The organism is Lysinibacillus sp. FSL K6-0102, from assembly GCF_038003545.1.
Classification (GTDB): Bacteria; Bacillota; Bacilli; order Bacillales_A; family Planococcaceae; genus Lysinibacillus; species Lysinibacillus capsici.
In genome coordinates, this window is the sequence record NZ_JBBOPH010000001.1 from 1,160,953 (window position 1) to 1,187,330 (window position 26,378).

General features: G+C 37.7%; 23 protein-coding genes. All 23 read left to right on the forward strand.

The window, feature by feature from the left end:
- Positions 1-780 carry an NAD(P)-dependent oxidoreductase gene (locus NYE73_RS05430; protein ID WP_004224963.1) on the forward strand — a complete coding sequence of 260 codons (780 nt, stop codon included), beginning with the start codon at positions 1-3 and terminating at the stop codon, positions 778-780.
- A complete protein-coding gene (locus tag NYE73_RS05435) occupies positions 774-1,364 on the forward strand; it encodes a dipicolinate synthase subunit B (RefSeq protein ID WP_004224962.1) in 591 nt (196 codons plus the stop codon). Before NYE73_RS05430 ends, NYE73_RS05435 begins: the two co-directional genes overlap by 7 nt.
- An 82-nt stretch (positions 1,365-1,446) precedes the next feature.
- The gene (locus NYE73_RS05440; RefSeq protein ID WP_048391546.1) at positions 1,447-2,484 is read left to right on the forward strand and encodes an aspartate-semialdehyde dehydrogenase; all 1,038 of its coding nucleotides are present in this window, start codon (positions 1,447-1,449) and stop codon (positions 2,482-2,484) included.
- 13 nt (positions 2,485-2,497) lie between these two features.
- The gene (gene dapA / locus NYE73_RS05445) at positions 2,498-3,397 is read left to right on the forward strand and encodes a 4-hydroxy-tetrahydrodipicolinate synthase (protein WP_048391545.1); all 900 of its coding nucleotides are present in this window, start codon (positions 2,498-2,500) and stop codon (positions 3,395-3,397) included.
- A 277-nt stretch (positions 3,398-3,674) separates the two neighbouring features.
- A complete protein-coding gene (locus tag NYE73_RS05450) occupies positions 3,675-5,342 on the forward strand; it encodes a ribonuclease J (protein ID WP_048391543.1) in 1,668 nt (555 codons plus the stop codon).
- A 154-nt stretch (positions 5,343-5,496) separates the two neighbouring features.
- Positions 5,497-7,788: an FtsK/SpoIIIE family DNA translocase gene (locus NYE73_RS05455; protein ID WP_054550534.1), complete on the forward strand. Its 2,292-nt coding sequence runs from the start codon at positions 5,497-5,499 to the stop codon at positions 7,786-7,788.
- Positions 7,789-7,987: 199 nt separating this feature from the next.
- Complete coding sequence (locus tag NYE73_RS05460; RefSeq protein ID WP_036080379.1) at positions 7,988-8,716, forward strand: GntR family transcriptional regulator; 729 nt, start codon at positions 7,988-7,990, stop codon at positions 8,714-8,716.
- A 53-nt stretch (positions 8,717-8,769) separates the two neighbouring features.
- Positions 8,770-9,855 carry a BMP family lipoprotein gene (locus NYE73_RS05465; RefSeq protein WP_048391537.1) on the forward strand — a complete coding sequence of 362 codons (1,086 nt, stop codon included), beginning with the start codon at positions 8,770-8,772 and terminating at the stop codon, positions 9,853-9,855.
- A 376-nt stretch (positions 9,856-10,231) separates the two neighbouring features.
- Positions 10,232-11,779, forward strand: coding sequence for an ABC transporter ATP-binding protein (locus NYE73_RS05470; RefSeq protein WP_054550535.1), 1,548 nt, complete (start codon positions 10,232-10,234; stop codon positions 11,777-11,779).
- On the forward strand, positions 11,779-12,825 hold the full coding sequence (locus NYE73_RS05475) for an ABC transporter permease (RefSeq protein WP_004224945.1): 1,047 nt from the start codon (positions 11,779-11,781) through the stop codon (positions 12,823-12,825). The genes NYE73_RS05470 and NYE73_RS05475 overlap by 1 nt, the downstream gene beginning before the upstream one ends.
- 1 nt (position 12,826) lies before the next feature.
- Positions 12,827-13,786 (forward strand): ABC transporter permease, encoded by a 960-nt coding sequence (locus NYE73_RS05480; RefSeq protein ID WP_048391533.1) that lies wholly within the window; start codon positions 12,827-12,829, stop codon positions 13,784-13,786.
- 169 nt (positions 13,787-13,955) lie between these two features.
- Positions 13,956-15,227, forward strand: a complete 1,272-nt coding sequence (gene yfmF / locus NYE73_RS05485; RefSeq protein ID WP_259950895.1) for an EF-P 5-aminopentanol modification-associated protein YfmF — start codon at positions 13,956-13,958, stop codon at positions 15,225-15,227.
- Positions 15,224-16,525, forward strand: a complete 1,302-nt coding sequence (yfmH, locus tag NYE73_RS05490) for an EF-P 5-aminopentanol modification-associated protein YfmH (RefSeq protein WP_259950896.1) — start codon at positions 15,224-15,226, stop codon at positions 16,523-16,525. Before yfmF ends, yfmH begins: the two co-directional genes overlap by 4 nt.
- Positions 16,522-17,250, forward strand: coding sequence for an elongation factor P 5-aminopentanone reductase (ymfI, locus tag NYE73_RS05495; RefSeq protein WP_259950897.1), 729 nt, complete (start codon positions 16,522-16,524; stop codon positions 17,248-17,250). The genes yfmH and ymfI overlap by 4 nt, the downstream gene beginning before the upstream one ends.
- A 45-nt stretch (positions 17,251-17,295) precedes the next feature.
- On the forward strand, positions 17,296-17,553 hold the full coding sequence (locus NYE73_RS05500; RefSeq protein ID WP_004224939.1) for a DUF3243 domain-containing protein: 258 nt from the start codon (positions 17,296-17,298) through the stop codon (positions 17,551-17,553).
- Positions 17,554-17,769: 216 nt separating this feature from the next.
- A complete protein-coding gene (locus tag NYE73_RS05505) occupies positions 17,770-18,555 on the forward strand; it encodes a DUF3388 domain-containing protein (RefSeq protein WP_026023397.1) in 786 nt (261 codons plus the stop codon).
- A gap of 16 nt (positions 18,556-18,571) precedes the next feature.
- Positions 18,572-19,501 (forward strand): helix-turn-helix domain-containing protein, encoded by a 930-nt coding sequence (locus NYE73_RS05510; protein ID WP_175400707.1) that lies wholly within the window; start codon positions 18,572-18,574, stop codon positions 19,499-19,501.
- Positions 19,502-19,548: 47 nt separating this feature from the next.
- Positions 19,549-20,127 carry a CDP-diacylglycerol--glycerol-3-phosphate 3-phosphatidyltransferase gene (pgsA, locus tag NYE73_RS05515; protein ID WP_004224936.1) on the forward strand — a complete coding sequence of 193 codons (579 nt, stop codon included), beginning with the start codon at positions 19,549-19,551 and terminating at the stop codon, positions 20,125-20,127.
- Between the two features lie 16 nt (positions 20,128-20,143).
- Positions 20,144-21,403: a competence/damage-inducible protein A gene (locus tag NYE73_RS05520; protein ID WP_054550950.1), complete on the forward strand. Its 1,260-nt coding sequence runs from the start codon at positions 20,144-20,146 to the stop codon at positions 21,401-21,403.
- Positions 21,404-21,564: 161 nt separating this feature from the next.
- Positions 21,565-22,629 (forward strand): recombinase RecA, encoded by a 1,065-nt coding sequence (recA, locus tag NYE73_RS05525; protein WP_004224934.1) that lies wholly within the window; start codon positions 21,565-21,567, stop codon positions 22,627-22,629.
- A 515-nt stretch (positions 22,630-23,144) separates the two neighbouring features.
- Positions 23,145-24,704: a ribonuclease Y gene (rny, locus tag NYE73_RS05530; protein WP_004224930.1), complete on the forward strand. Its 1,560-nt coding sequence runs from the start codon at positions 23,145-23,147 to the stop codon at positions 24,702-24,704.
- Positions 24,705-24,929: 225 nt separating this feature from the next.
- Positions 24,930-25,658, forward strand: a complete 729-nt coding sequence (locus tag NYE73_RS05535; protein ID WP_112117507.1) for a YveK family protein — start codon at positions 24,930-24,932, stop codon at positions 25,656-25,658.
- Positions 25,658-26,359, forward strand: a complete 702-nt coding sequence (locus tag NYE73_RS05540) for a CpsD/CapB family tyrosine-protein kinase (protein WP_048391523.1) — start codon at positions 25,658-25,660, stop codon at positions 26,357-26,359. Before NYE73_RS05535 ends, NYE73_RS05540 begins: the two co-directional genes overlap by 1 nt.
- The last annotated feature ends 19 nt before the right edge of the window (positions 26,360-26,378 follow it).

Below are 26,378 nucleotides of genomic sequence, written 5' to 3' on the forward strand. Positions count from 1 at the left end.
TTGGAAAACGAAAAATGGCTTGTTATCGGTGAGGACTCCCGATTAAAGGAACTAGCTACAATGCTAAGAAGTCCATCGAGAACAGTATTTTATAAAAGAACAACCGTATGGAACGAAGAGTTAAATAAACTTGTTTTAGAATTCCAGCCTAATAAAATCGTATTACCTATTCTTCCATTAAAAATAGAAGTTGAGCAGCTCTATGGTATATCACAAGTGAAATTTTATACAGGTCGATTAACAATGCATTGGAAGCAATTACTAGAGAAAAATGAATCTATTTGCTATTTACAACAAGAATCATTTATTTGGCAAAATGCTCGATTAACAGCGGAGGGATTTATCGCCACGTTTTACGGACTCGAGCAAAAATGTATTTACGGACAAAATTTCACAATCGCAGGTTTTGGTCGCATCGCAAAAATGCTCGCCTCTTTACTAGTTAAGATGGGTGCAAATGTTCATATTGTTGCACGTTCAGTTGTACAAGTGAGTGAAGCAAAAGCTTATGGTTATAAAGCCACGAATTTAGATGATCGCCAATGGTCTATTACAGATGGCATTTTTATTAATACAATTCCTGCTAAATGGATTACAGAGTCTTTTATAGAGCATGTTCCAACTGTTTTATATGACTTGGCTTCAGAGCCAGGATGTTTAGATATAGATTCTGATCAATTACAAACGTATGTACTATTGCCATCATTGCCTGGGAAATACTTTGCACATGATGCAGCTACAATATTGTGCAAGGCAATAGAGGAGGAAGAAAATTGTTAACGGGGAAACGAATTGGCTTAGGTATTACTGCTTCTCATTGTACGTATGAAGATGTAGTACCTAAAATCCAAAATTTTATTGATGTCGGAGCAACAGTTATTCCAATCATTACCCATTCCGTTTTACATGCAGCTACACGCTTTGGTACAGGTGAAGAGTGGATTGCCAAAATAGAAGCTTTGACAGGAGAAAAAGTTATTTCTTCTATAAAAGAGGCGGAGCCATTTGGCCCATCCAATCCATTAGATGCAATGGTCATAGCCCCCATGACAGGCAATAGCATAAGTAAATTTGCTAATGCGGCAACAGATAGTCCTGTGTTAATGGCAGCAAAGGCTACTTTGCGTAATGGTTCGCCTGTAGTTTTAGGTATTTCCACAAACGATGCACTAGGCTTAAATGGCATAAATATTATGAAACTGTTAAATGCCAAAAATATATATTTTATTCCCTTTGGTCAGGATGCCCCTCACTCCAAACCAAATTCTTTAATTGCTGATTTTGAGCAAATGGTGGATACTGTTCATGCAGCAATTACGCAGAAAAAGCAATTACAACCGCTGTTGATACAATATTTCAAATAAATAAGAGATTACACACAATTTTCAGTATTTTTGTGATACAATAGCACACATTATGGAACATGTATTCAAGGAGAGATGACAGATGACAAAGCAGTTAACAGTTGCGGTTGTTGGGGCAACAGGTGCAGTAGGATCGAAAATGATGGAGCAGTTGATTAAACGTAAATTTCCGATTGGACATATTAAATTTCTAGCTTCTGCTCGTTCAGCAGGAAAATCAATCGAATTTAATGGGGAAACATATACAATTGAAGAAGCGACACCTGAGGCTTTCGAAGGCGTCAATGTCGCTTTATTCTCAGCTGGTGGTTCAGTATCAGCTGTGCTTGCACCAGAAGCAGCTAAGCGTGGTGCAGTAGTTATTGATAATACGAGCCATTTTCGTATGGATCCAGAGGTACCGCTTGTCGTGCCTGAAGTGAATCGAGGCGACTTAGCGAAGCATAAGGGAATTATTGCGAATCCAAACTGCTCGACAATTCAAATGGTAGCTGCGCTTGAACCAATTCGTCATGCATTTGGTTTAACAAAAGTAATTGTTTCAACTTATCAGGCAGTATCAGGTGCAGGGATTTCTGCGATCCAAGAATTAAAGGCACAAAGCGAAAACTGGGATGCAGGTAAAGATGTAGAAGCAAATATTTTACCGTCTGGTAGTGATAAACGTCATTACCCAATTGCTCGTAATGTCATTCCACAAATCGATAAATTCACAGATAATGGATTTACATACGAAGAAATGAAAATGATTAATGAGACGAAAAAAATCATGCATGCACCAGAGCTAAAAGTAGCTGCTACTTGTGTTCGTGTGCCAGTCGTTTCAGGTCACTCTGAATCTGTTTATATTGAGGTAGAGAAAGACGCGTCAATCCAAGAGATTTTCGAAGTATTACGCAACGCACCAGGTGTGGTATTACAAGATGATATTGCAACACAAACTTACCCAATGCCTATTTATGCAGAAGGGGAAGACGCTACTTTTGTAGGACGTATCCGTCAAGATTTAGACAACAGCAAAGGGTTCCATCTATGGATCGTTTCTGACAATTTATTAAAAGGCGCCGCATTAAACTCTATCCAAATTGCAGAAGCAATGCTTGAGGATAACTTACTATAAGAGGGGTGTAAGGATGAATTTAGGTCGAATTGGAACGGCAATGATTACGCCGTTCAAAAATGATGGCACGATTAATTATCCAGAACTAGAACGTATTATTAATCATTTAATAGACAATGGTACTGATTGTATTGTTGCTTGTGGTACGACTTCTGAAAACCCAACTATGTCTACAGAAGAGAAAATTGAAGTTGTACGCTTTACCGTAGAGAAAGTAGCAGGTCGCGTACCAGTTATTGCAGGTACTGGGGATAATGAAACAGCTTACTCTATCGCGATGACACATAAGGCAGAAGAAAATGGAGCAGACGGCATTATGCTTGTAGCTCCTTACTATAATAAGCCAAATCAACGTGGGATTTATGCTCACTTTGAAACCATTGCTAAACAAACTAGTCTCCCTGTTATGCTTTATAATGTTCCAGGGCGTACTGGGGTCAATGTTGCCTATGAAACTTCTGTTGCATTAAGCAAGATTCCTAATATTGCTTGGATTAAGGAAGCGAGCGGTAACTTAGATCAGATGGGTGATGTTATTGAGAATGTTGATCCAGCTGATGATTTCTTAGTGTATAGTGGGGACGATGGTTTAACACTCCCACTAATGGCCATTGGTGGAGCAGGTGTTATTTCTGTAGCTGCCCATGTGGTAGGCAATGATATGCAATTAATGATTAAAGCGTTTGAAGAAGGAAATCATAAGCTAGCAGCCCAAATTCACCGAGCCTTATTACCTTTAGTACGTGCGCTGTTCGCTCAGCCCAACCCTTCACCGATTAAATATGCGATGACAAAATTAGGATTTGATACACTCAATGTTCGTTTGCCGATGATGGAAATGACAGATGAAGAGAAAGCTAATTTTGACCGAATTTGGGATACGTATCAAGAAAAAGCGAAAAGTTTTAGATAAATAGCAGCGAGGCTGATAGCATTTCAGCCTCGTTTTTTATATTTTTTAAATAAAAAGTATGTACAAAATTTGTAACTCCTCGTCCTTACAAATACTTATTTAGCTCTATTTATACAGGATAGCCAATATTTGTTTTCCATCTGCTAGTAATAAGCAAATAGCAGGAAAATCTATTTCCTACGTGAAACATGTATTTTTAATTTGTGCAAAAGCTTTGCAAACCGTATAATAAATGTTAAGTGGTTGCTGTTCGGGATATTTTTTAGGAGGAAATAAATTGACAAAAAAGAAAAATGAATTAATCCGCATCATCCCTCTTGGTGGTGTAGGCGAAATTGGGAAAGCCATGTACGTAGTAGAAATTGATGAAGAGCTATTTGTGGTGGATAGCGGCTTAATGTTCCCAGAAGATGAAATGCTAGGTATAGATATCGTGATTCCTGACATTACTTACTTAGAAGAAAATAAAGAACGTGTGAAAGGTATTTTCTTAACACATGGTCATGAAGATGCAATTGGCTCTATTGCCTATGTATTACAAAAAATAAAGGCACCTGTGTACGGATCGAAATTAACTATTGCATTAGCAAAGGAACATTTAAAAGAATTACCTGCACCACATCAAGTGAAATTTTTTGAAGTAACAAACCGTAGTCGTATGAATTTTAACTCAACGTATGTAACATTCTTCCACACAACACATAGTATTCCCGATTCGTTAGGGGTAGTGTTCCATACATCTGAAGGCGCGATTGTTCATACAGGAGAGTTTAAATTCGATCAGTCAGCGACAGGTAAATTTAAACCTGATTTAGCAAAAATGGCACAGCTAGGAGAAGACGGCGTTTTCATTTTACTATCTGAGTCTTGCGAAGCTGAGCGACCAGGATATACGACATCAGAGATTGTCATTGAAGAACAATTATCAAAAACATTCCACTCAGCACCAGGTCGTATTTTAGTAGCTGTTTACGCATCGAATTTTATTCGAATTCAACAAGTATTTGCTCAAGCACAGAAATCATTCCGTAAGGTTGTAATTGTGGGCAAACCATTGGAAAAGGCAGTTGATTTAGGCGTACAGCTTGGTTATTTAACAGTCGAAGAAGATACAATTATTCCGATCTCGGAAATGCAAAAATATCAAGATGATGAAATTATCATTATTGCAACAGGCAACAGAGGAGAACCTCTCGATGCTTTAGAAAAAATTGTCCGTAAGCACCATCGTGACATTAAAATTAAACAAGGTGACACGGTACTAATTACCTTTACACCTTCTCCTGGCATGGAAGTTCAAATGGCGAATACAATGAACTCTATGTCAAAAGCAGGCGCTGAAATTTTGACTTCTAGCAAAAATGTCCATGTTTCAGGACATGGTAGCCAAGAAGATTTAAAGCTGATGCTAAACTTGATGCAACCAAAGTACTTTATTCCCGTACAAGGAGAATACCGTATGCTAATTGCGCATTCTAAATTAGCACAACAGCTAGGTATGCAAAAATCCCAAATTTTTATCGCTGATAAAGGGGATATCGTAGAATATAAAAATAATAAAATGCGCATGAGTGGTCGTGTACAAGCTGGTAATGTCTTAATTGACGGTATTGGTGTAGGAGATGTAGGTAATATTGTCCTTCGTGACCGTAAATTATTATCGCAGGATGGTATTTTCATTGTGGTGGTAACATTAAATCGAGCACAAAAGAAAATTGCCTCTGGGCCAGAAATTTTATCACGAGGCTTTGTCTATGTACGAGAATCAGAGGAATTAATGATTGAGGCTTCTGACATTGCAAGAAATGTGATTGAAAAGTACGTTGGGAAAGAAACCTTTGAATGGACGAATATAAAACAAGAAATTAGAGATACACTGAATACGTATTTATTCCAAAAAACAAAACGTCGTCCAATGATTATTCCTATTATTATGGAATATTAATTGAACAAGCTCATCGTATATGCTTTGAGGAAAAAATAAATGATAAAGGATTTTCTCCCAATTGCGGTGGAAAATCCTTTTTTTGAAATATTCAAGTTCTACATGTGATGATTCGCTACATATATAGAATGGATTGCAGAAGAAGGTGAATTTGATGGCAGTTAGTAAGAGAAAAAAAGTTACTAAAAGTAAAGCGACAACAGAAAAAAAAGAAATGCATCCGCTTATGTACGAAATATTAGGGTTGCTCTTAATTGCATTAGCAGTCATTATGATTTTTGAATATGGCATGATCGGGCGGATTCTACAAACAATCGCCATGTTCCTTTTTGGTAATTTACATTTTGCTGTTCCATTTATGCTTATATTTGTTGCATTGTTAATGATGATTGGTCGTAAAAAAGTTGGGATAAAGGATCGATTAATACTTGGCATGTTCCTCATTGTTATGAGCTTAACGATTTTTAGTCATGGCATATTATTTGAACAACTATCCAAATCAGGTGGTCTACTATCTGATTCTGTGCTACGTGAATCATGGCGAATTTTGATTAATACAGATGGTATCATTCATCGTAGTAATGCTTTAGGGGGTGGCATGATTGGTGCCCTACTATTTAGTGGGCTTCATGTGCTGTTTGAAGCCTCGGGGGCAAAAGTTGTTGCTTGGGTTATTTTCTTTATTGGTTTAATTCTTGTCACTGGTAAAGCATTAGTGCCTTATTTAGCAGAAAAAACGCCAGATATATTTGGTAAATGGAAAAAAAAGCATCGTGATAAGAAAAAAAATACACCGAAAAAACCAAATAATCGTCGTTCAAGAGTAGAGAGTGGGGATGAAGTAGCAGCTGTTAATCAGTCTATAGATATGCCTGAACAAGAAGAAGAAATACCACATGAACCGATTATTTCTGCTTTTACACAGAATGTTTCACAAGAAAGAGAAGTGATTGATACAACTCACATGGTGGAAAATGAACTTGAAGAAGCATCGGATGATGTCCAGATTCAGGGCACAGATGCAGTAGAAAATGCAGATTATCAGCTCCCATCATATAATTTATTACAATTACCTCCACAACATGATCAAAGTGGTGAATATTCAGTGATTCAGGCAAATGCCAAAAAGCTTGAGCAGACATTACAAAGTTTTGGCGTAAAGGCAAAGGTGACACAGGTGCATTTAGGTCCTGCTGTTACGAAATACGAGATTTTACCAGATATCGGTGTGAAAGTAAGCAAAATTGTCAATTTACAAGATGATCTTGCATTAGCATTGGCAGCTAAAGATATTCGTATGGAAGCGCCAATTCCTGGGAAATCTGCGATTGGTATAGAAGTACCTAATAGTGAGGTAGCCATTGTAACACTTCGTGAGGTATTAGAATCGAAAGATGGTGCTAAGCCTGAAGCATTATTACAAGTAGCATTTGGTCGAGATATTACAGGACAAGCTGTATTAGCAGAGCTCAATAAAATGCCACATTTACTTGTAGCTGGTTCTACAGGTAGTGGGAAAAGTGTTTGCATAAATGGCATTGTTGTATCCATACTAATGCGTACAAAACCGCATGAAGTGAAGCTCATGATGATAGACCCAAAAATGGTTGAATTAAACGTTTATAATGGGATTCCACATTTATTAGCGCCTGTCGTAACGGATGCACGTAAAGCTTCGCAGGCACTGAAAAAAGTGGTATCTGAAATGGAACGTCGCTATGATTTGTTTTCTCATACAGGTACAAGAAATATTGAGGGCTATAATGCACATGTCCAAAAGGTTAATGATCAAACAGAGGAAAAGCATCCAAAGCTACCTTATATTGTGGTTATTGTAGATGAGTTAGCGGATTTGATGATGGTCGCATCAAGTGATGTAGAGGATTCGATTACACGTTTAGCGCAAATGGCAAGGGCAGCTGGCATTCATTTGATTATTGCCACACAACGACCAAGTGTAGATGTTTTAACAGGTGTCATTAAAGCAAATATTCCATCAAGAATTGCTTTTGCAGTTTCTTCCGCGATTGACTCAAGAACAATTTTAGACATGGGTGGAGCTGAACGATTATTAGGACGAGGCGATATGTTATTTTTACCTGCTGGAGCTTCTAAACCAAAAAGGGTGCAGGGTGCCTTTTTATCAGATCAAGAAGTGGAGGCAGTCGTTCATTTTGTTATAGAACAGCAAAAAGCTCAGTATCAGGAGGAGATGATTCCTACTGAAGAAGAGACCATTTTAGAGGAAACAGATGATTTGTATGATGAAGCAGTCCAATTAGTTGTCAATATGCAAACAGCATCTGTCTCTATGCTTCAACGTCGCTTCCGTATCGGTTATTCAAGAGCTGCACGTATTGTTGATCAGATGGAGCAACGCGGTATTGTTGGGCCTCCAGAGGGTAGTAAACCTCGTCAAGTACTTGTTCACCAATACGATAACTAAGCAAAAAATGAAGATGAAAATGGTGAGAGCATTTGTATTTTTGTCCAAAAATTTGCAGATAAAATAAAGAAAGAATGAATTCTATAACAGATTTTACTCAAAACTGTTTATTTCATTCTGCAAAAATGTTATATTTATGAACGATTAGTAGGAATGTTGTACATCAGATGTCTGATCTCTGATTTTGGTGGTGATATATGTGACTATTAAAGCAGATCATCGTCATCTCTATCTTCAAGTAATCGATCGTTTAAAATCTGACATCGAGGCTGGCATTTTTAAAGAAAATGAAAAGCTGCCTTCAGAATTTGAATTATCGAAATCACTAGGAGTCAGTCGAGCAACACTTAGAGAAGCACTTCGACTGTTGGAAGAGGAAAATGTGATTGTGCGCCGACATGGGGTTGGGACTTTTGTCAACCCGAAGCCGTTGTTTACATCAGGCATCGAGCATTTATCTAGTATTTCTTCTATGATCGAGGCAGCAGGTATGGAGCCAGGTTCGCGATTTTTAAAAGCGACTGAGCATGTGCCTTCTGAGGAAGATTTAAAACGCTTCCAAAGTGATGGCGACGATAAAATACTCACGATTGAACGTGTCAGAACAGCGGATGGAGAGCCAGTAGTATACTGCATAGACAGGCTACCTGCAAGCTTCCTGCCTACTGACTTTGTCGAAAAAAAAGAAGTTTCACTGTTCTCTGCACTTGAGCAATCTGGCAAAATTCATGTAGCTTATGCTGTAACCTATATTGATCCAGTTGGGTATCATGAACAAGCCTCACCGATTTTAAATTGTGGACGTGAGACAGCTCTTTTAGTGTTAAAGCAATTGCATTATGATGATCATGATCAAGTAGTGCTCTATTCAAAAAATTATTTCCGAGCTGATAAATTCAGCTTCCATGTAGTTCGTAAACGGGTGTAGAACATTTCTAAATTTTTTCCTGCTAATTACAATACCTTTGGGGGGTTAATTAAATGAAAAAACGTAAATTTGGTTTAGTATTAACATCAGTATTAGCGGCAAGTGCTATTTTAGGTGCTTGTGGTACGAAAGACGACGAAAAGCCAGCGAAAGAAAATGACAATGCTTCAGGTGGCGAAAGCACAGAAGAAGCTTTCTCAGTAGCGATGGTTACTGACGTAGGTGGCGTTGATGACAAATCATTCAACCAATCTGCATGGGAAGGTGTACAAGCTTACGGTAAAGAGCATGATTTATCAAAAGGTGATGGTGGTTTTGACTACCTACAATCAGCTTCAGATGCTGACTATGAAACAAACTTAAACAACTTAGTTCGTCGTGACTTTAACTTAGTATTTGGTATCGGATTCATGATGGCTGATGCAATTGATGCAGTTGCTTCTGAAAATCCAGATAACCACTTTGCATTAATCGATGCTGAAGTAGAAGCAGACAACGTAGTAAACGTACTGTTCAAAGAGCAAGAAGGTGCTTTCTTAGCAGGTGTTGCTGCAGCGAAAACATCTAAAACAGGTAAAATCGGCTTCGTAGGTGGCGTTGATATTCCAGTTATTAACCGCTTCCACGCTGGTTTCGTTGAAGGGGCTAAAGCAGTAAACCCAGATATCGATATTCAAGTAAAATATACTGGTGCGTTTGATAAAGCAGATCTTGGTAAAATTACAGCGAACAGCATGTATTCTTCAGGTGTAGATGTAATCTTCCACGCTGCTGGTGCAACTGGTAACGGTGTATTCTCTGAAGCAAAAGAGCGTAAAGCGAAAGATCCAAATGCTGATGTATGGGTTATCGGTGTAGATGCTGACCAATACGAAGAAGGTAAAGTAGACGATAAAACAAACGTTACATTAACTTCTATGTTAAAAGGTGTTAATACAGCAGTAGTAGATATTTCAAATAGAGCGAAAAATGGTGATTTCCCAGGTGGAGAAACACTTGTTTACGGTTTAGCTGAAGACGGCGTTAAACTTGCGGATTCTCGCGGTGCGATTCCAGAAGATGTACAAAAAGTAATCGACGAATATAAAGAAAAAATTGCTAAGGGTGAAATCAAAGTTCCAGAAAAAGTGGAAAAATAATTCATCTTTTGATCATCATAAGGGACTCTTAGAAGGACCTTATGATGATTTTTCAATCTATCGTTATATTTAGATTATTCGCAATACTCTATTTAACTAGATTTATAGAAACCTTATAGAGGTAGTAATTATGATTTGAATAATGATGGTAACAAGTTAATAGAAGAAAGGTTTCTAACGATGACCTTTCCTGTATTAATTTAGCAAAACATCTACCTCTATAGGTGGGATATTAAATCGGTAATAAAATATAGCCTCTAGTAGAAAATTTATTACTGGACGTATGGCTTATCTGTACCATCCATCATGTAGCAGCAGATACTATACGCTAAGATGAAAATACTTAATAATAGTGCCTATTAAGGGAGTGACAAATTTGGATTATGTGATTGAAATGCTAGGAATCCGTAAAGAATTCGGTAATTTCGTGGCGAATAATAATATCACCCTCCAACTGAAACAAGGCGAGATTCATGCATTGCTAGGTGAAAATGGTGCAGGTAAATCGACTTTGATGAACGTCCTTTTTGGTTTGTATCAACCAGAGGGTGGCGAAATTCGTGTACGTGGGAAGGCTGTAAAAATTACAAACCCGAATATTGCCAATGATTTAGGGATTGGCATGGTGCATCAACATTTTATGTTGGTAGAAAACTTTACGGTAACAGAAAATATCATTTTAGGCACTGAGCCTACTAAAATGGGAATTGTGAATATAAAAGATGCGGCTAAGAAAGTACAAGCACTTTCTGAAAAGTATGGATTAGATGTTGATCCGAACGCCAAAATCGAGGATATCACGGTTGGTATGCAACAGCGTGTAGAAATATTAAAAACATTGTATCGTGGTGCCGAAATTTTAATTTTTGATGAACCAACTGCATCATTAACACCGCAAGAAATTACCGAATTAATTCAAATAATGCGCCGTCTTATCGCAGAGGGTAAATCCATTATTTTAATTACGCATAAGCTAAAAGAAATTATGGAAGTTTCAGACCGTGTGACGATTATCCGTAAGGGAGAAGGGATTGGCACAGTTGTAACCGCTGCCACAAATCCTGATCAGCTTGCTGAAATGATGGTTGGCCGTCAGGTTGAATTCAAAACGGAAAAAACGGATGCGACACCGACTGACGAAGTGCTTGCGATTGAGAACTTGGTTGTTACAGACTATCGAAATATTGATAAAGTGAAAGGTCTTAATTTAAATGTTCGTAAAGGTGAAATCGTAGGTATTGCTGGTATTGATGGTAATGGTCAATCCGAGTTAATAGAAGCCATTACAGGTCTACGCAAAATTAAAAGTGGTAAAGTCAAGCTGAATGGTAAAGATATTACTAACATGAAGCCTCGTAAAATTACAGAGGAAGGCGTAGGACATATTCCACAAGACCGTCATAAGCATGGATTAGTTTTAGATTTCCCAATTGGTCATAATATTGCATTGCAAACATATTACCAATCTCCAATAGCGAAGGGCTTTGTGATGGACTATAAAAAGGTGTCAGAGAAAGCTCGCCAAATCATTAAAGAGTATGATGTGCGTACTGGTAATGGAGAGATGACACCAGCTCGTGCATTATCTGGTGGTAACCAACAAAAAGCAATTATTGGTCGTGAAATTGACCGTAACCCCGATCTACTAATTGCTGCTCTACCAACGCGTGGACTTGACGTAGGAGCTATTGAATTCATTCATTCTCGTCTAATTGAGCAACGTGATAAAGGGAAAGCCGTTTTGTTAATCTCATTTGAATTAGATGAGGTGATGAATGTTTCGGATCGAATTGCTGTTATCTATGATGGACAAATTGTTGATGAGTTAAATCCGAAAGAAACGACTGAACAAGAGCTAGGCTTACTAATGGCAGGACAAAGTAAAAAAAATATAAAGCGTGATGCGAAGGAGGGGAACGACTAATGTCAAATCGTGTCATTAATATCCTCGTTCCTATCATCTCTATCATTATCGGTTTAATTGTAGGGGCTATCGTTATGGTAGTCAGTGGCTATGACCCAGTGCAAGGTTATATCGCTCTTTGGACAGGTATTTTTGGAGATTCATATTCAATCGGGAACACAATTCGTCAAATTACACCATATATTTTAGCAGGTCTTGCGGTAGCATTTGCATTCCGTACAGGGCTCTTCAATATCGGTGTTGAAGGTCAGCTAATTTTAGGTTGGCTAGCCGCTGCTTGGGTAGGTTATGCGTTTGAACTTCCTAAAATCATTCACTTACCATTAGCATTGCTTGCAGCAGCAGCTGCAGGAGCATTTTGGGCCTTTATTGCAGGTTTCTTAAAAGCGAAATTTAAAGTTCACGAAGTTATTGCGACAATTATGCTGAACTACACTGCACTTTATATTGCAAATGCAGTGATTAAAAAATTGTCCGATGGCAGCTTTAAAACAGAACGTATCCATGAGTCAGCTTCTTTACGTTCTCCGTTTTTAAGAGAGCTTACAGACAATTCAAGTCTTCACTATGGGATCATTGTTGCACTTTTAATGGTAGTTGTGATGTGGTTCATTTTAGAAAAAACAACACGTGGCTACGAGCTAAAAGCAGTAGGTTTTAACAAAAATGCTGCTGACTATGCAGGTATGAGTGTCAATAAAAATATTATTTTAGCTATGACAATTTCTGGTATGTTTGCAGGTCTTGGTGGTGCGATGGAAGCTTTAGGGACATTCCAAAACGCATCCATTAAACCTGGCTTTACGGGAATTGGGTTTGACGGTATCGCCGTTGCGCTTCTTGGAGCCAATACACCACTTGGAGTAGTGTTTGGGGCATCCCTTTTTGGTTCTTTAAAATATGGTGCATTAAATATGCCAAATGCTGCGGGTATTCCAGAAGAAATCGTATCCATTATTATTGCATTGATTATCTTCTTCGTTGCATCAGGCTATATTATTCGAGTAGGCTTACAAAAGCTGAGCAAGAAAAAGGAGGGACAATAACATGAGCTTTTTAGAAATGTTATATTTCATCATCCCTTCAGCGATTCTTTATGCAACACCTTTGATTTTTACGGCCATCGGTGGGGTATTCTCTGAACGCTCTGGTGTTGTCAACATCGGGCTAGAAGGCTTAATGATTGTCGGTGCGTTTGTTGGTATTTTTGTCAATTTAGAATTCGCTTCATCATTAGGGGCAGCAACAGTTTGGGTGGCAATGCTAGCAGCTGTTGTGATTGGTGCTGTGTTCTCACTTTTCCATGCTGTAGCTTCTATTTCTTTCCGTGCCGATCAAACGGTATCAGGGGTAGCTATTAACTTACTAGGTTTAGCTGCAACCGTATTCTTAGTAAAAATGATTTATGATAAAGGTCAAACAGATATGATAGACCAACCGATTCGTCGTTTCGGTGTCCCTTACTTAGAGGATATTCCGTTCTTCGGTCGTTTACTGTTCCATGATGTTTACAGCACATCTATTTTAGCGTTCGCTGTAGCATTCGGGGCATGGTTTATCATTTATAAAACGCCATTCGGCTTGCGTTTGCGTGCCGTGGGTGAACATCCAATGGCAGCAGATACAATGGGTATAAATGTAAATAAAATGCGCTATATTGCCGTGATGATTTCAGGGGCATTAGGTGGTCTTGGTGGTGCAGTGTATGCACAAACAATTACACACGACTTCTCACATGCAACAATTGCTGGTCAAGGTTTCATGGCTATTGCCGCAATGATTTTCGGGAAGTGGCATCCAATTGGAGCACTAGGTGCAGCCTTATTCTTCGGTTTAGCACAAACATTAAGTATTGCAGGGAATCAAATTCCGCTAATCGAGAATGTTCCAGCAGTATATCTACAAATTTTACCGTATGTGTTAACAATTCTTGCTTTAGCAGGCTTTATTGGTAAAGCAAACGCTCCAAAAGCGAGTGGACAACCTTATATTAAAGGTAAACGCTAAGAAAAGCATTTTAAGGACTGGGCACTATGCTCGGTCCTTTTTTTATTATAATTGGCGTAATTTTTAATTTTTCCCATACATACTTTGGATTCCTTTTGCAATTATAGACAATAGACATGTATAGTATGTGTAGTACATCGTTATATTAAGAAGGATAGGAGGGTTTCATATGTTTAAAACAATACCTTTTGCAAAAGGTGTCAATTTGCATATCCGACAAACGACCCAATTTAAAACCGTAAATTTTTCAATTAAATGGAGAAGAGCATTAACGGCTAAAAGTGCATCAGAGCGTACAGTATTAACAAATGTACTGCAGCACAGTAATGCTAAATATAAGACAACTGCTGCTTTTCGAAGCTTTTTAGATGACTTGTATGGTACAGTTTTGTATTTTGATACATCGAAGCGTGGAAATGAGCATACGGTTCTTATGAATGTAGAGACTGTTAATGATCATTATCTAGCAAATACAAGTGTCTTAAACGAAGTCCTTGGTTTATTGCATACAGCTATTTTTGAGCCTAATCTAGAAAATGGTGTCTTTAAGGAATCCGTTGTTGAGCGTGAGAAAAAGACAGTTATTCAACGTATTGAATCTATTTTTGATGATAAATCTCGCTTTGCTCAATTCCGTCTACAACAAATCCTGAGACCAAATGAGCCAGCATCAATTTCAGCGAATGGTAGTGTCGAAGAAATTCAAAAGATTACCCCTGCCTCATTATTTGAGGCTTATCAATCGATGCTAGCTAACGACAAAATCGATATTTATGTAGCTGGAGACATTAATGAAGAGGAAATTGTTACGAAATTAAAAAAAGCGCTACCATTTAAGGATCGTACTCCTGAGGAAGTTCCAGCAGTACTCCCTCAACAACATCCAGACAATGATTATGTAAGAGAACAGCATGAAATGAAACAAGGTAAACTTCATATTGGCTTTAGCACACCTGTTAGATTTGGTGATGCAGATTTCTCTAAGATGCAAATTTTTAATGGGATTTTTGGTGGATATCCACATGCTAAGTTGTTTATGAATGTTCGTGAAAAAGAGAGTCTTGCTTATTATGCTTCTAGTTCCTATGCTTCGCATTATGGACTTGTATTTGTTGTATCTGGGATTGAAGCTAAAAATGAAGAAAAAGCGCTATCTTTAATTAAAGAACAACTTGCCGTCATGCAGGCTGGGGATATTACAGATTTAGAGCTGGAGCAAACAAAGGCTATGCTGACGAATCAGCTAAAAGAATCCTTAGATTCGGCACGAGGTCAAATTGAAATTTTTGATCAATATAAGGATTTACCTGAGGAATTCTCAGTTCAAGCCTGGGCAAATAAGTGGAAAGCTGTGACAAAAGAAGATGTTGTTGCAATGGCAAAGCAAGTGCAGCTTGAAGCGGTCTATTTCTTATGTGGAAAGGAGCAAGCCGCACAATGAAAACAATAGAATTTAAACAATTAGATGAAATACTTTATTATGAAAAACTAGACAATGGCTTAGATGTTTATATATTGCCGAAAAAAGGCTTTTCCAAAACATTTGTTACATTTACAACAAAGTACGGCTCTGTCGATCGTACGTTCGTGCCAATTGGTGAAACAGAAAGTATTACTGTACCAGATGGTATTGCACACTTTTTAGAGCATAAAATGTTCGAAAAAGAGGATGGAGACGTTTTCCAAAAATTTAGCGAATATGGTGCTTCTGCGAATGCATTTACTTCGTTTACGCGTACAGCTTATTTATTTTCATCTACTGACAATATTTATAAAAGTACAGAAACTTTATTGAATTTTGTCCAAGAACCATACTTTACAGAAGCTACTGTCAATAAAGAAAAAGGAATTATCGGGCAAGAAATTACAATGTATGATGATCAACCAGACTGGCGTCTATACTTTGGCACAATCGAAAATATGTATCATCATCATCCTGTAAAGATTGATATCGCTGGTACAATTGAATCGATTGATGGCATTACAGCGGAGCACTTATATACGTGCTACAATACGTTTTATCATCCTTCGAATATGTTGTTATTTGTGATTGGTGCTGTTGAACCAGAAGAAATGATGACGTTTATTCGTGAGAATCAAGGTAAAAAAGAGTTCCCAGAACCAACGCCTATTCAACGCTTCTTTGATATAGAACCAACAGAGGTAGCTATTAAAGAACGTACATTAAATATGGATGTTCAAAAACCAAAAATTTATGTAGGTTTAAAAGCGAAAGACACTAATTTATCAGGTCAGGACATGTTAAAGCATGAGTTGTCGGTTCAAATTGCACTTGAGCTTATTTTTGGACGTACCTCTGATTTTTATGAACGTGTTTACGAGGAAGGTTTAATTGATGAGACATATGCTTTTGATTTTACCTTAGAAAATGGTTTTGGGTTTGCCATGATCGGATCAGATTCAGCAGAGCCTGATAAATTGGCAAAAACAATTATGGACGAATTAGCAAAATATGAAGGAAATAGCCAGTTTGATCGTGCTGGTTTGGATCGTATAAAACGCAAAAAAATTGGGTTCTTCCTACGTGCACTAAATTCGATCGAGTTTATCGCAAACCAATTCACACGGTATTCCTTTAATGACATGAATTTATTTGATGTAGTACCAGTACTTGAGACATTAACTGTGGATGATTTACAAAAAGCATTTGCTTCTATCCAAGGTGAAACACAGCAAACGGTCTTTAAAATTCTGCCAAGTAAGCAGGATGCACAGTGAAAAAATTTGCCCTTGTTTTAGGTGCATCAGGTGATATCGGTCATGCCATTTGTCAAAGCTTAGCTGAGGACGGCTGGTCCATCTATGTACATTATTCAAACAATCAAAATGCGGCACAGAGATTATGTGAAATGCTTACCGAAAATTTCCCTGCACAAGAATTTATGCTTGTACAGGGGGATTTTTCAATTGTTAATGGAGCAGAATTAGTAGCCGCGCAAATTTTCAATGTGCAGGCTATTGTTTTTGCTAATGGACAAGCCCATTATTCATTGCTCGAAGATACGACAGTTGAGGATATGGATGCTTTATGGCGTGTTCATGTTCAAAATCCTATGAGACTAACAGCTTTACTTTCTGGAAAACTTCGCAAGCATGAAGTGAGCTATGTACTATTTATAAGTTCCATTTGGGGAGAAGCTGGCTCAGCGGGGGAGGCACTTTATGCAACTGTTAAGGGTGCGCAACATGCTTTTGTTAAATCCTATGCAAAAGAAGCGGCATTATCTCGGATTAGAGTGAATGCTATTGCTCCTGGTTTTATAAATACCTCAATGAACAGCCATCTAAATCAAGAAGAGCTTCAATACATTTTGGACGATATCCCACTAGGTTCCATTGGACAAACAAAAGATGTGGCTGAAATGGTACGTTTTTATTTGTCTGGTAAAGCTGATTATGTGACAGGACAAATCGTACGATTAAATGGAGGCTGGTACATATAATAATCTCTTTTGCACATACTACTTGTGTAAAGGAGGAGGAAGAATATGACCATTTTAGAAAACTGGCAAAAATGGACATCGTTTTTAGGACAAAACGTTATGCAAGCTGAATCAAGCGGTATGCCGAAGAAAATGATTCAAACGGCTGCTGTCCAAATTGGGGAATATTTGGCGACTAATGTCGATCCTAAAAACGAACAAGAGCGAGTGCTGTCGGATTTATGGGGCGTTGCCTCTGAAGATGAAAAACATGCATTAGCGAATTGTGTCATTAAGCTTGTACAAAATAAGCATGTGCAGTAAATAAAAGAGGAGAGCCAATCTCCTCTTTTTGTTATACTATAAACTTTTTATCTGTGAAAACGGGAACGTATGTAAGCCTATTTAACAGTCATCAAAAAAAATTAGTAAATAACACTGTAATTCCATGTATTCTAACTTTCCATTACATAAAAAATCAGCTATGATGGAACTTATAAAGGATTTTTTACGTTAACTAATAGGAAGGGAACGAGTGTGTTGAGCGATTGGTACTTTGAATATGAAATTCAGGTGAATCGCCCTGGATTATTAGGAGATATTGCTTCACTTTTAGGGATGCTTCGTGTCAATATTATATCAATAAATGGTGTAGATGAGGATCGACGTGGTATGTTAGTGCATACAGACAATGATGAGGCAATTGAGCGTTTTCGTACAATTGTTTCGACAATGGAACATATTAACGTAACCAAATTTCGACAACCAAAACTTCGCGACCGTTTAGCCATTAGGCATGGTCGTTATATTCCTCGAGATGCAGATGAAAAAAACACATTCCATTTCGTAAGAGATGAATTAGGTATTTTAGTCGACTTTATGGCAGAACTCTTTAAAAAAGAGGGACATAAGCTGATTGGTATTCGTGGCATGCCACGTGTTGGAAAAACTGAATCCATAGTAGCCGCCAGTGTCTGTGCCAATAAAAAATGGATCTTTTTATCATCTACAATGATTAAGCAAACAGTTCGTAATAAGCTTGTGGGAGATGAATTTAGTCGTAACAATATTTTTATTTTAGATGGTATTGTGACTCGACGTTCATCTGATGAGAAACATTTGCAATTAGTGCGTGAAATGATGAATATGCCTTGTATCAAAGTTGTAGAGCATCCAGATATGTTTGTTCAGCATTCTGAATATAAAATAGAGGATTTTGATTATATTATTGAACTACGTCATCACACTGATGAAGAAATTACTTATGAAATAATGGAAAAAAATCATATGTCCGAATCCGATTCTTTTGGAGGATTTAATTTTTAATTTGATGTTAAAGTAGGTGTTATTAGTGGCAGAATTAGGGACTCGACTGAAAGAGGCGAGACTGTCTAAAGGCTACAGCTTAGACGATTTACAAGAAATAACGAAAATCCAAAAACGTTATTTAGTAGGAATTGAAGAGGGCAATTATTCCATTATGCCTGGTTCGTTTTATGTACGAGCTTTTATCAAACAATATGCAGAAGCTGTTGGGTTGGATGCGGAAGAAATCTTAGAGACATATAAAAATGAACTACCGAGCACTCCAAACGATCAAGTAAGTCAATCGATGACGAATAGCCCCAGCAGAAGAAAAGTAACGAAAGGCCCTTCGAATAAAATGATGGAGGCTATGCCAAAAATCATTGTTGCTTTATTTATTGTAGTCATTATTGTGGCTATATGGGTGCTATGGCAATCAAAAAACAGTCCAGGGACAAGCGAAGAAGTAAATCCAACTCCTGAGATTGAATATGACACAAATGTCAAGCCAATTGATAGTGAGAAGGATAAAAAAGAACAAGAAAATAAAGATGCACAGAAAAATGATAAAGAAGATACAAAAGCTACAGAAGAAACACCAACTGATGAAGATGACACTGATCAAACTGAAGAGATGAAGCAAACAATTTCCGCGGGTACTGTTGAAGCAGATGGAGCGACAACTTCTTATACGTTAACAGGGACGGATACAATGAAACTGAAAATCGAAATATCAGGCCCTACATTTGTTGGTATTCGCAATCAACAGCAACAAGAAATCTTAACAGATACGCGTGTCTATAATGCCGGGGAAGTAGTTGAATTTGACGCCTCAACACAAAACTATGTTCGTATTCGTCTCGGTAATTCAACGCAAGCTAAAATCTATATTAATGACGAACTTCTAACGTATGCACAACAAATTGTAACGCAAAATATCGTCATCAATTTCAATAAAGAACAGTAGTCATCACATGATGACTACTTTCTTTCATCATGAAAGGTGTTAGAAAAATGAACATTCCAAATAAAATTACCATCTCTCGAATCTTACTTATTCCATTCTTTGTCATTGTTATGATGTTTGATTTTGGCTGGGGAACATTATCACTTTTTGGTGCAGAGATGCCAATTCATCATTTTATAGGCGCACTTATTTTTATCTTTGCTTCAACAACCGATTGGGTGGATGGTTATTACGCACGTAAGTATAATCTTGTAACGACATTTGGGAAATTTTTAGATCCCTTAGCTGACAAGTTACTTGTCTCAGCAGCCTTTATTTTAATGGTCGAGCTTAAGATGGCACCTGCTTGGGTAATTATCATTATTATTAGTCGTGAATTTGCTGTAACGGGTTTACGTTTAATTTTGGCAGGTGGAGGAGAAGTCGTAGCTGCCAATCAGCTTGGTAAAATTAAAACTTGGGCACAAATTGTAGCGATTGCTGCTGCTCTTTTACACAATACAATCTTTACATTGGTTGGTATTCCATTTGATACAATCATGCTCTATGTTGCATTGTTCTTTACACTTTGGTCAGGATGGGATTATTTCTATCTAAATCGACGTGTATTACTTGAGTCTAAATAAGAAAGGTCTTGGGATCATGAATGCTGAAATTCTTGCGGTTGGCTCAGAACTATTATTAGGTCAAATTACGAATACAAATGCGAGATTTATCTCAAGCCAGCTATCCGAGCTTGGCATCAACGTTTTTTATCATACCGTAGTAGGCGATAATGCAAAGCGTTTAGAACAAGCTATCGAAGTGGCAGAGTCTCGTGCAGATCTCATTATTTTTTCGGGAGGACTTGGTCCAACAAAAGATGATTTAACGAAGGAAACGATTGCACGTCATCTTGGTGTTTCTCTTGAGTTTGATGAAGTAGCATTGACGTATATTGAGCAATTTTTTGCTAAACGAGGACGTCCAATGACGGAAAATAATCGTAAACAGGCATTAATTTTAGCTGGGAGTGAAGTATTAGCTAATCACCATGGAATGGCTCCAGGTATGATCTTCACAAAAAATGATCGCACTTATATTTTATTACCAGGACCTCCAAAAGAGTTAGAACCAATGTTTCAATTTGAGGCTAAACCTAAACTTGCTGCGATGCTTAATGATGGAGGGATCATTGCATCACATGTTATGCGATTTTATGGAATTGGTGAGGCCGAGCTTGAAGTACAAGTTCAAAATATTTTAGATGCACAAACCAATCCAACAGTTGCTCCACTTGCTTCTGATGGTGAGGTAACGTTACGCGTAACAGCTAAAGCCGCAACAGAGCAACAAGCTGGCCAGCTTATTAAGGCAAAGGTTGCAGAAATACAAGCACTTGTTGGTGATTATCAATATGGTGTAGATGATGATTCCCTTGCCTCAAAAACGGTAGAAATGCTACTGGATAATGAGCTAACAATTGCGGCTGCAGAAAGTTTAACTGCTGGTTTATTTCAATCTGAACTTGCGGAAATTCCAGGGGTAGGCAATGCACTTATAGGAGGCGTTGTTACCTATGCAGCAGATGCGAAAGTAAAACAGCTAGGCATTTCACAAGAATTAATTGATACACATGGTGTTGTGAGTGCTGAGTGTGCAGCGGCAATGGCAAGTGCTGTTCGTGAGAAATTTGCTACAAATATTGGGATTGGTCTTACAGGAGAAGCAGGTCCCACTGCACATGATCATCAGCCAGTAGGTACGGTTTGGATTGGTATTGCCATAAATGACGAGGAGCCGCTTACATATTTACTTCATTTATCAGGCATGCGGAATACGAATCGACTCCGTGCGGTGAAATTTACATGCCATTATTTAATGCAACTTTTAGAAGAACGTGGCTACACAAAACGATATTAAAATAGAGTAGGACATAGGAATTTGGGTAGAGGAAAACTATCCAAATTTTTATTTTGAAGAAAAATCGAATAAATGTTCGCTTTTTTCTTGCGTGTTTTCTCAAAAACAAGTATAGTAGAGATAGATAAAAACAGTGAACAGTTTTCGAAGGAGGAAAATGAATGAGTGATCGTAAAGCAGCCTTAGAACAGGCTCTAAAACAAATTGAAAAGAATTTTGGTAAAGGTTCCATCATGAAACTCGGTGAAAAAACCGATTTAGAAATTGCGACATCTTCAAGTGGTTCACTTGCACTTGATGCTGCATTAGGAGTGGGTGGATATCCACGTGGACGTATTATTGAAGTATACGGTCCAGAATCATCTGGTAAAACAACTGTTGCTCTACATGCCATTGCTGAAGTACAGGCATCAGGTGGACAAGCAGCATTTATCGACGCGGAGCATGCATTAGATCCAATCTATGCACAAAAATTAGGTGTGAATATTGATGAGCTATTATTATCACAGCCCGACACAGGTGAGCAAGCACTTGAAATTGCAGAAGCATTAGTGCGTAGTGGAGCTATTGATATTATCGTTATTGACTCTGTTGCTGCCTTAGTGCCAAAAGCTGAAATTGAAGGGGATATGGGTGACTCTCATGTCGGCTTACAAGCACGTCTAATGTCTCAAGCTTTACGTAAACTTTCAGGTGCGATTAATAAATCAAAAACGATTGCTATTTTCATTAACCAAATTCGTGAAAAAATCGGTGTCATGTTCGGTAATCCAGAAACAACACCAGGTGGACGAGCGCTTAAATTCTACAGCTCTGTCCGTTTAGAAGTGCGACGTGCAGAAGCTATTAAGCAAGGTAATGATATTGTTGGTAACCGTACTAAAATTAAAATTGTAAAAAATAAAGTAGCACCACCTTTCCGTACAGCTGAAGTAGATATTATGTATGGAGAAGGAATTTCTAAAGAAGGCGAAACAGTCGATTTAGGCGTAGAATTAGACATTGTACAAAAAAGTGGTTCTTGGTATGCATATGGCGATGAGCGCTTAGGTCAAGGACGAGAAAATGCTAAACAGTATTTAAAAGAAAATACTGCTGTCCTAGAAGACATAGCAAATAAAATCCGAGCTTCTTATGGTATTGCAGCTTCTTCTTATACAATTGCTGCCCATGATGATGAAGAAGAGATGGATGAAGAATTAATGTTACTTCTGGAAGAAGAATAATTAATGATTGCATTGTTCCCACTTTATTGAGGGGGCAATGCATTTTTTTGTCTATATTCTTAAATTTTTACACATAATAAGAGAGAGGCTATGTGTTTATTTCTTATGTACTGTTTTTTTATTAATTGTATTTAACATGAAAAATTTTCTAGTGAAATAGTAATAGGGAAAAAATTCACTGAATGGATAGGACTTACTTTTTTTGGCTAAGGTGGCGAACATACGCCTGACTATCCTTGACAGAGCATGAGGCTAGCTATACAATTAAATATGTATAATTTCTGAATTATGACTTTAAATAGGCAGTACATTTTATCCTCATTTAGCAAATGTTTTATAGTGAAATATCCTTTAAAATGGATGTCTAAACGCCTACTGGATGAAGATAATGCCTTTGGCCAATGAAACGGGTTTTGCATAAATTTTATCAAAATCTGGTGCATTTTAGCTAAGGCGACATAGATGTATGCGCCGACTGAAACTGTAATACCCAAATAGCAAGAGGAGGTGTTCATATGGATGGAATTACTATCATCTCCGCTTTGCTTGGACTCATCGTTGGTGCCGCTGTTAGCTATATCTACATGAAAAAAGTGAATGACTCAAAAATCACTGGTGCTAAACATGTCGCTGAAACAATCGTTGAAGAAGGAAAACGAGAAGCGGAGGCAATGAAGAAAGAAGCACTACTTGAAGCCAAAGATGAAACTCACAAATTTCGTACTGAAGCTGAAAATGACATTCGTGAACGTCGTTTAGAACTTCAAAAACAAGAGAACCGTTTATTGCAAAGAGAAGAGAATCTTGATCGCAAAGATGATGCTCTAAATAAGAGAGAAGCTGGCTTAGAGCGCAAAGAACAAGCTCTAGCTGAAAGACAACAGCATATTGAACAGATGGAGAGCAAAGTGGACGAGCTCATGGCATCACAAAAAACAGAGTTAGAACGTATTTCTGCTTTAACTAGGGATGAAGCTAAATCAATTATCCTCAATGAAGTAGAAAAAGAGTTATCAACTGATATTGCTGTGATGACGAAAGAAGCTGAAACACGTGCGAAAGAAGACTCAGATAAAAAAGCACGTGAAATTTTATCATTAGCACTACAACGCTTTGCTGCAGATCACGTAGCAGAAACAACTGTATCTGTTGTGAACTTGCCAAATGATGAAATGAAGGGACGTATTATTGGTCGCGAAGGCCGTAATATCCGTACATTGGAAACGTTAACAGGAATTGATTTAATTATTGATGATACGCCAGAAGCGGTTATATTATCAGGCTTTGATCCAATTCGCCGTGAAACAGCTCGACTTGCACTTGAAAAACTTGTACAGGATGGTCGTATTCACCCAGCTCGTATTGAGGAAATGGTGGAAAAAGCTCGACGTGAAGTGGATGAACAAATCCGCGAAACAGGTGAGCAAACTACATTTGAAATTGGTATTCATAACTTACATCCAGATTTAATGAAAATTTTAGGCCGCATGAAATATCGTACAAGCTATGGACAAAATGTTCTAAAACATTCAATTGAAGTCGCACATTTAGCAGGATTACTTGCTGCTGAACTTGGTGAAGATGTAGCATTGGCTCGTCGTGCAGGCTTATTACATGATATTGGAAAAGCAATCGATCATGAAGTTGAAGGAAGCCACGTTGAAATTGGTGTGGAATTAGCAACAAAGTATAAGGAACACCCAGTTGTCATTAATAGTATTGCTTCGCATCATGGTGATACTGAAGCAACATCTGTTATTGCGGTATTAGTCGCTGCAGCTGATGCATTATCAGCTGCTCGTCCAGGTGCACGTAGTGAAACACTTGAAAACTATATCCGCAGACTTGAAAAGTTAGAGGAAATTTCAGAAAGCTATGATGGCGTAGAAAAATCTTATGCGATTCAAGCTGGACGTGAAATTCGTATTATTGTACAACCTGAAAAAATTGATGATTTAGCGTCTCATCGTCTTGCGCGTGATATTCGCAAACGTATTGAGGAAGAACTCGATTATCCAGGTCATATTAAAGTAACAGTTATTCGCGAAACACGTGCTGTGGAATACGCGAAATAAATATTAAAATAATAGGCATCCCTTGACCAAGGTCAGGGGGTGCCTTTTTGTATGTGAATAAATTCGATGTGATCTACCCAGTAAGAATAAATGGATGATTCCAACAATATAGTATGGAATAAAGCATAGTGAACTAGCCTCAACATGAATACCTTTTAAAAATTAACAGCCTAGTTATACTCCATTTTTACAACTGGTTTATGTTTTGACAAGGAGTGAAGAGCATTGAAAGAAACAATCACATTACAAGATATATTGAAAATAGTCCGAGAAAACTTTCTTTTTATCATAAGTTTTACACTTTTTGCAGCGTTGGTTACAGCCTTTATTAGCATCTTTGTGTTAAAACCTACCTATGAGGCAGAAACGCAAATTTTAGTTAATCAAAAAAATATAGAGCAACCACATTTAGGTGTACAACAGGTTGAAACAGATCTCCGACTTATTAATACGTATAACATTATCATAACAAGTTCTGCTATTTTATCTAAAGTTATAAATAAGCTAGATTTGGATGTCACACCTGAAGTTTTAATGGATCAAATTACTGTATCTAGTGCCAATAACTCACAAGTTGTCAATATTAATGTTGTAGACAAGCAAGCAGGGTTGGCTGTCGAAATTGCCAATACAATAGCAGATGTGTTTCAAGAGGAGATCCAAGTTTTAATGACGGTTGATAATGTTAATATTTTGTCAGTTGCACAATTAGATAAGGAACCTGTACCGATTGCGCCAAATAAAACCCTTTATATAGTAGCAGCCTCGTTTATTGGTTTTGTTTTAAGTGCTGCTCTCATCATCATAATAGAGAGCTTAGATACTACAATCAAGACGGAGCAAGATATTGAAGAGCTAGTAGGACTACCGATTATTGGCTTGATTAGTCAAATTAGTGATGCTCACAATAAAAGCACTAGGATAAAATCTCGTAAAACGAGGAGAGGATCATAATGTTTTGGAAAAAAAAGAAAAAGAAGAAGTTAGTGAAAATGGCACGAAAACTTGTGACGATTGCAAATGGCCATTCTTTTATTTCTGAACAATTTCGAACAATCCGAACAAATATTACTTTTTCAATGCCAGATAGAGAGATTAAAACAATATTAGTGACATCTGCAACACCAGGTGAAGGAAAGTCAACCAATGCAGCCAATATAGGTGTTGTTTTCGCACAAGAAGGAAAACGGGTCGTCATCGTAGATGCAGATTTACGAAAACCAACAATGCATTATACGTTTCTATTGCAAAATGCTAGAGGACTATCAAATTTACTAACAAGACATTTTACAATTTCCGAAGTCGTCAATAATACAGATATTGCTAATCTATATGTCTTGACAAGTGGGCCTATTCCCCCCAATCCAGCAGAGTTACTAGCTTCTACCTTAATGGGGAGTGTAATTGAGGAACTAAAGAAAGAGTTTGACATCATTATTTTTGATGCGCCACCCCTACTATCTGTAACAGATGCTCAAATTTTGTCCAATAAATGTGATGGTACATTATTAATTGTGAACAGTGGAGTTGCAGAAAATGAAAGTGTGTTAAAAGCAAAGTCAAGCCTTGAAGCCTCAAAAGCAAATATTTTAGGCGTAGTATTAAATAACTATAAAATGCCACTCCATCAATATTATGAGCAATATTATCGTTAATTCAAGTATCTAGACAGGG

Coding starts and splice junctions, on each gene's coding strand:
- NYE73_RS05455 (WP_054550534.1), top strand. CDS start 5,497: ATGGCAGTTAGTAAGAGAAAAAAAGTTACTAAAAGTAAAGCGACAACA.
- dapA (WP_048391545.1), top strand. CDS start 2,498: ATGAATTTAGGTCGAATTGGAACGGCAATGATTACGCCGTTCAAAAAT.
- recA (WP_004224934.1), top strand. CDS start 21,565: ATGAGTGATCGTAAAGCAGCCTTAGAACAGGCTCTAAAACAAATTGAA.
- NYE73_RS05500 (WP_004224939.1), top strand. CDS start 17,296: ATGACCATTTTAGAAAACTGGCAAAAATGGACATCGTTTTTAGGACAA.
- NYE73_RS05465 (WP_048391537.1), top strand. CDS start 8,770: ATGAAAAAACGTAAATTTGGTTTAGTATTAACATCAGTATTAGCGGCA.
- NYE73_RS05540 (WP_048391523.1), top strand. CDS start 25,658: ATGTTTTGGAAAAAAAAGAAAAAGAAGAAGTTAGTGAAAATGGCACGA.
- yfmF (WP_259950895.1), top strand. CDS start 13,956: ATGTTTAAAACAATACCTTTTGCAAAAGGTGTCAATTTGCATATCCGA.
- NYE73_RS05440 (WP_048391546.1), top strand. CDS start 1,447: ATGACAAAGCAGTTAACAGTTGCGGTTGTTGGGGCAACAGGTGCAGTA.
- rny (WP_004224930.1), top strand. CDS start 23,145: ATGGATGGAATTACTATCATCTCCGCTTTGCTTGGACTCATCGTTGGT.
- pgsA (WP_004224936.1), top strand. CDS start 19,549: ATGAACATTCCAAATAAAATTACCATCTCTCGAATCTTACTTATTCCA.
- NYE73_RS05475 (WP_004224945.1), top strand. CDS start 11,779: ATGTCAAATCGTGTCATTAATATCCTCGTTCCTATCATCTCTATCATT.
- NYE73_RS05480 (WP_048391533.1), top strand. CDS start 12,827: ATGAGCTTTTTAGAAATGTTATATTTCATCATCCCTTCAGCGATTCTT.
- NYE73_RS05520 (WP_054550950.1), top strand. CDS start 20,144: ATGAATGCTGAAATTCTTGCGGTTGGCTCAGAACTATTATTAGGTCAA.
- yfmH (WP_259950896.1), top strand. CDS start 15,224: ATGAAAACAATAGAATTTAAACAATTAGATGAAATACTTTATTATGAA.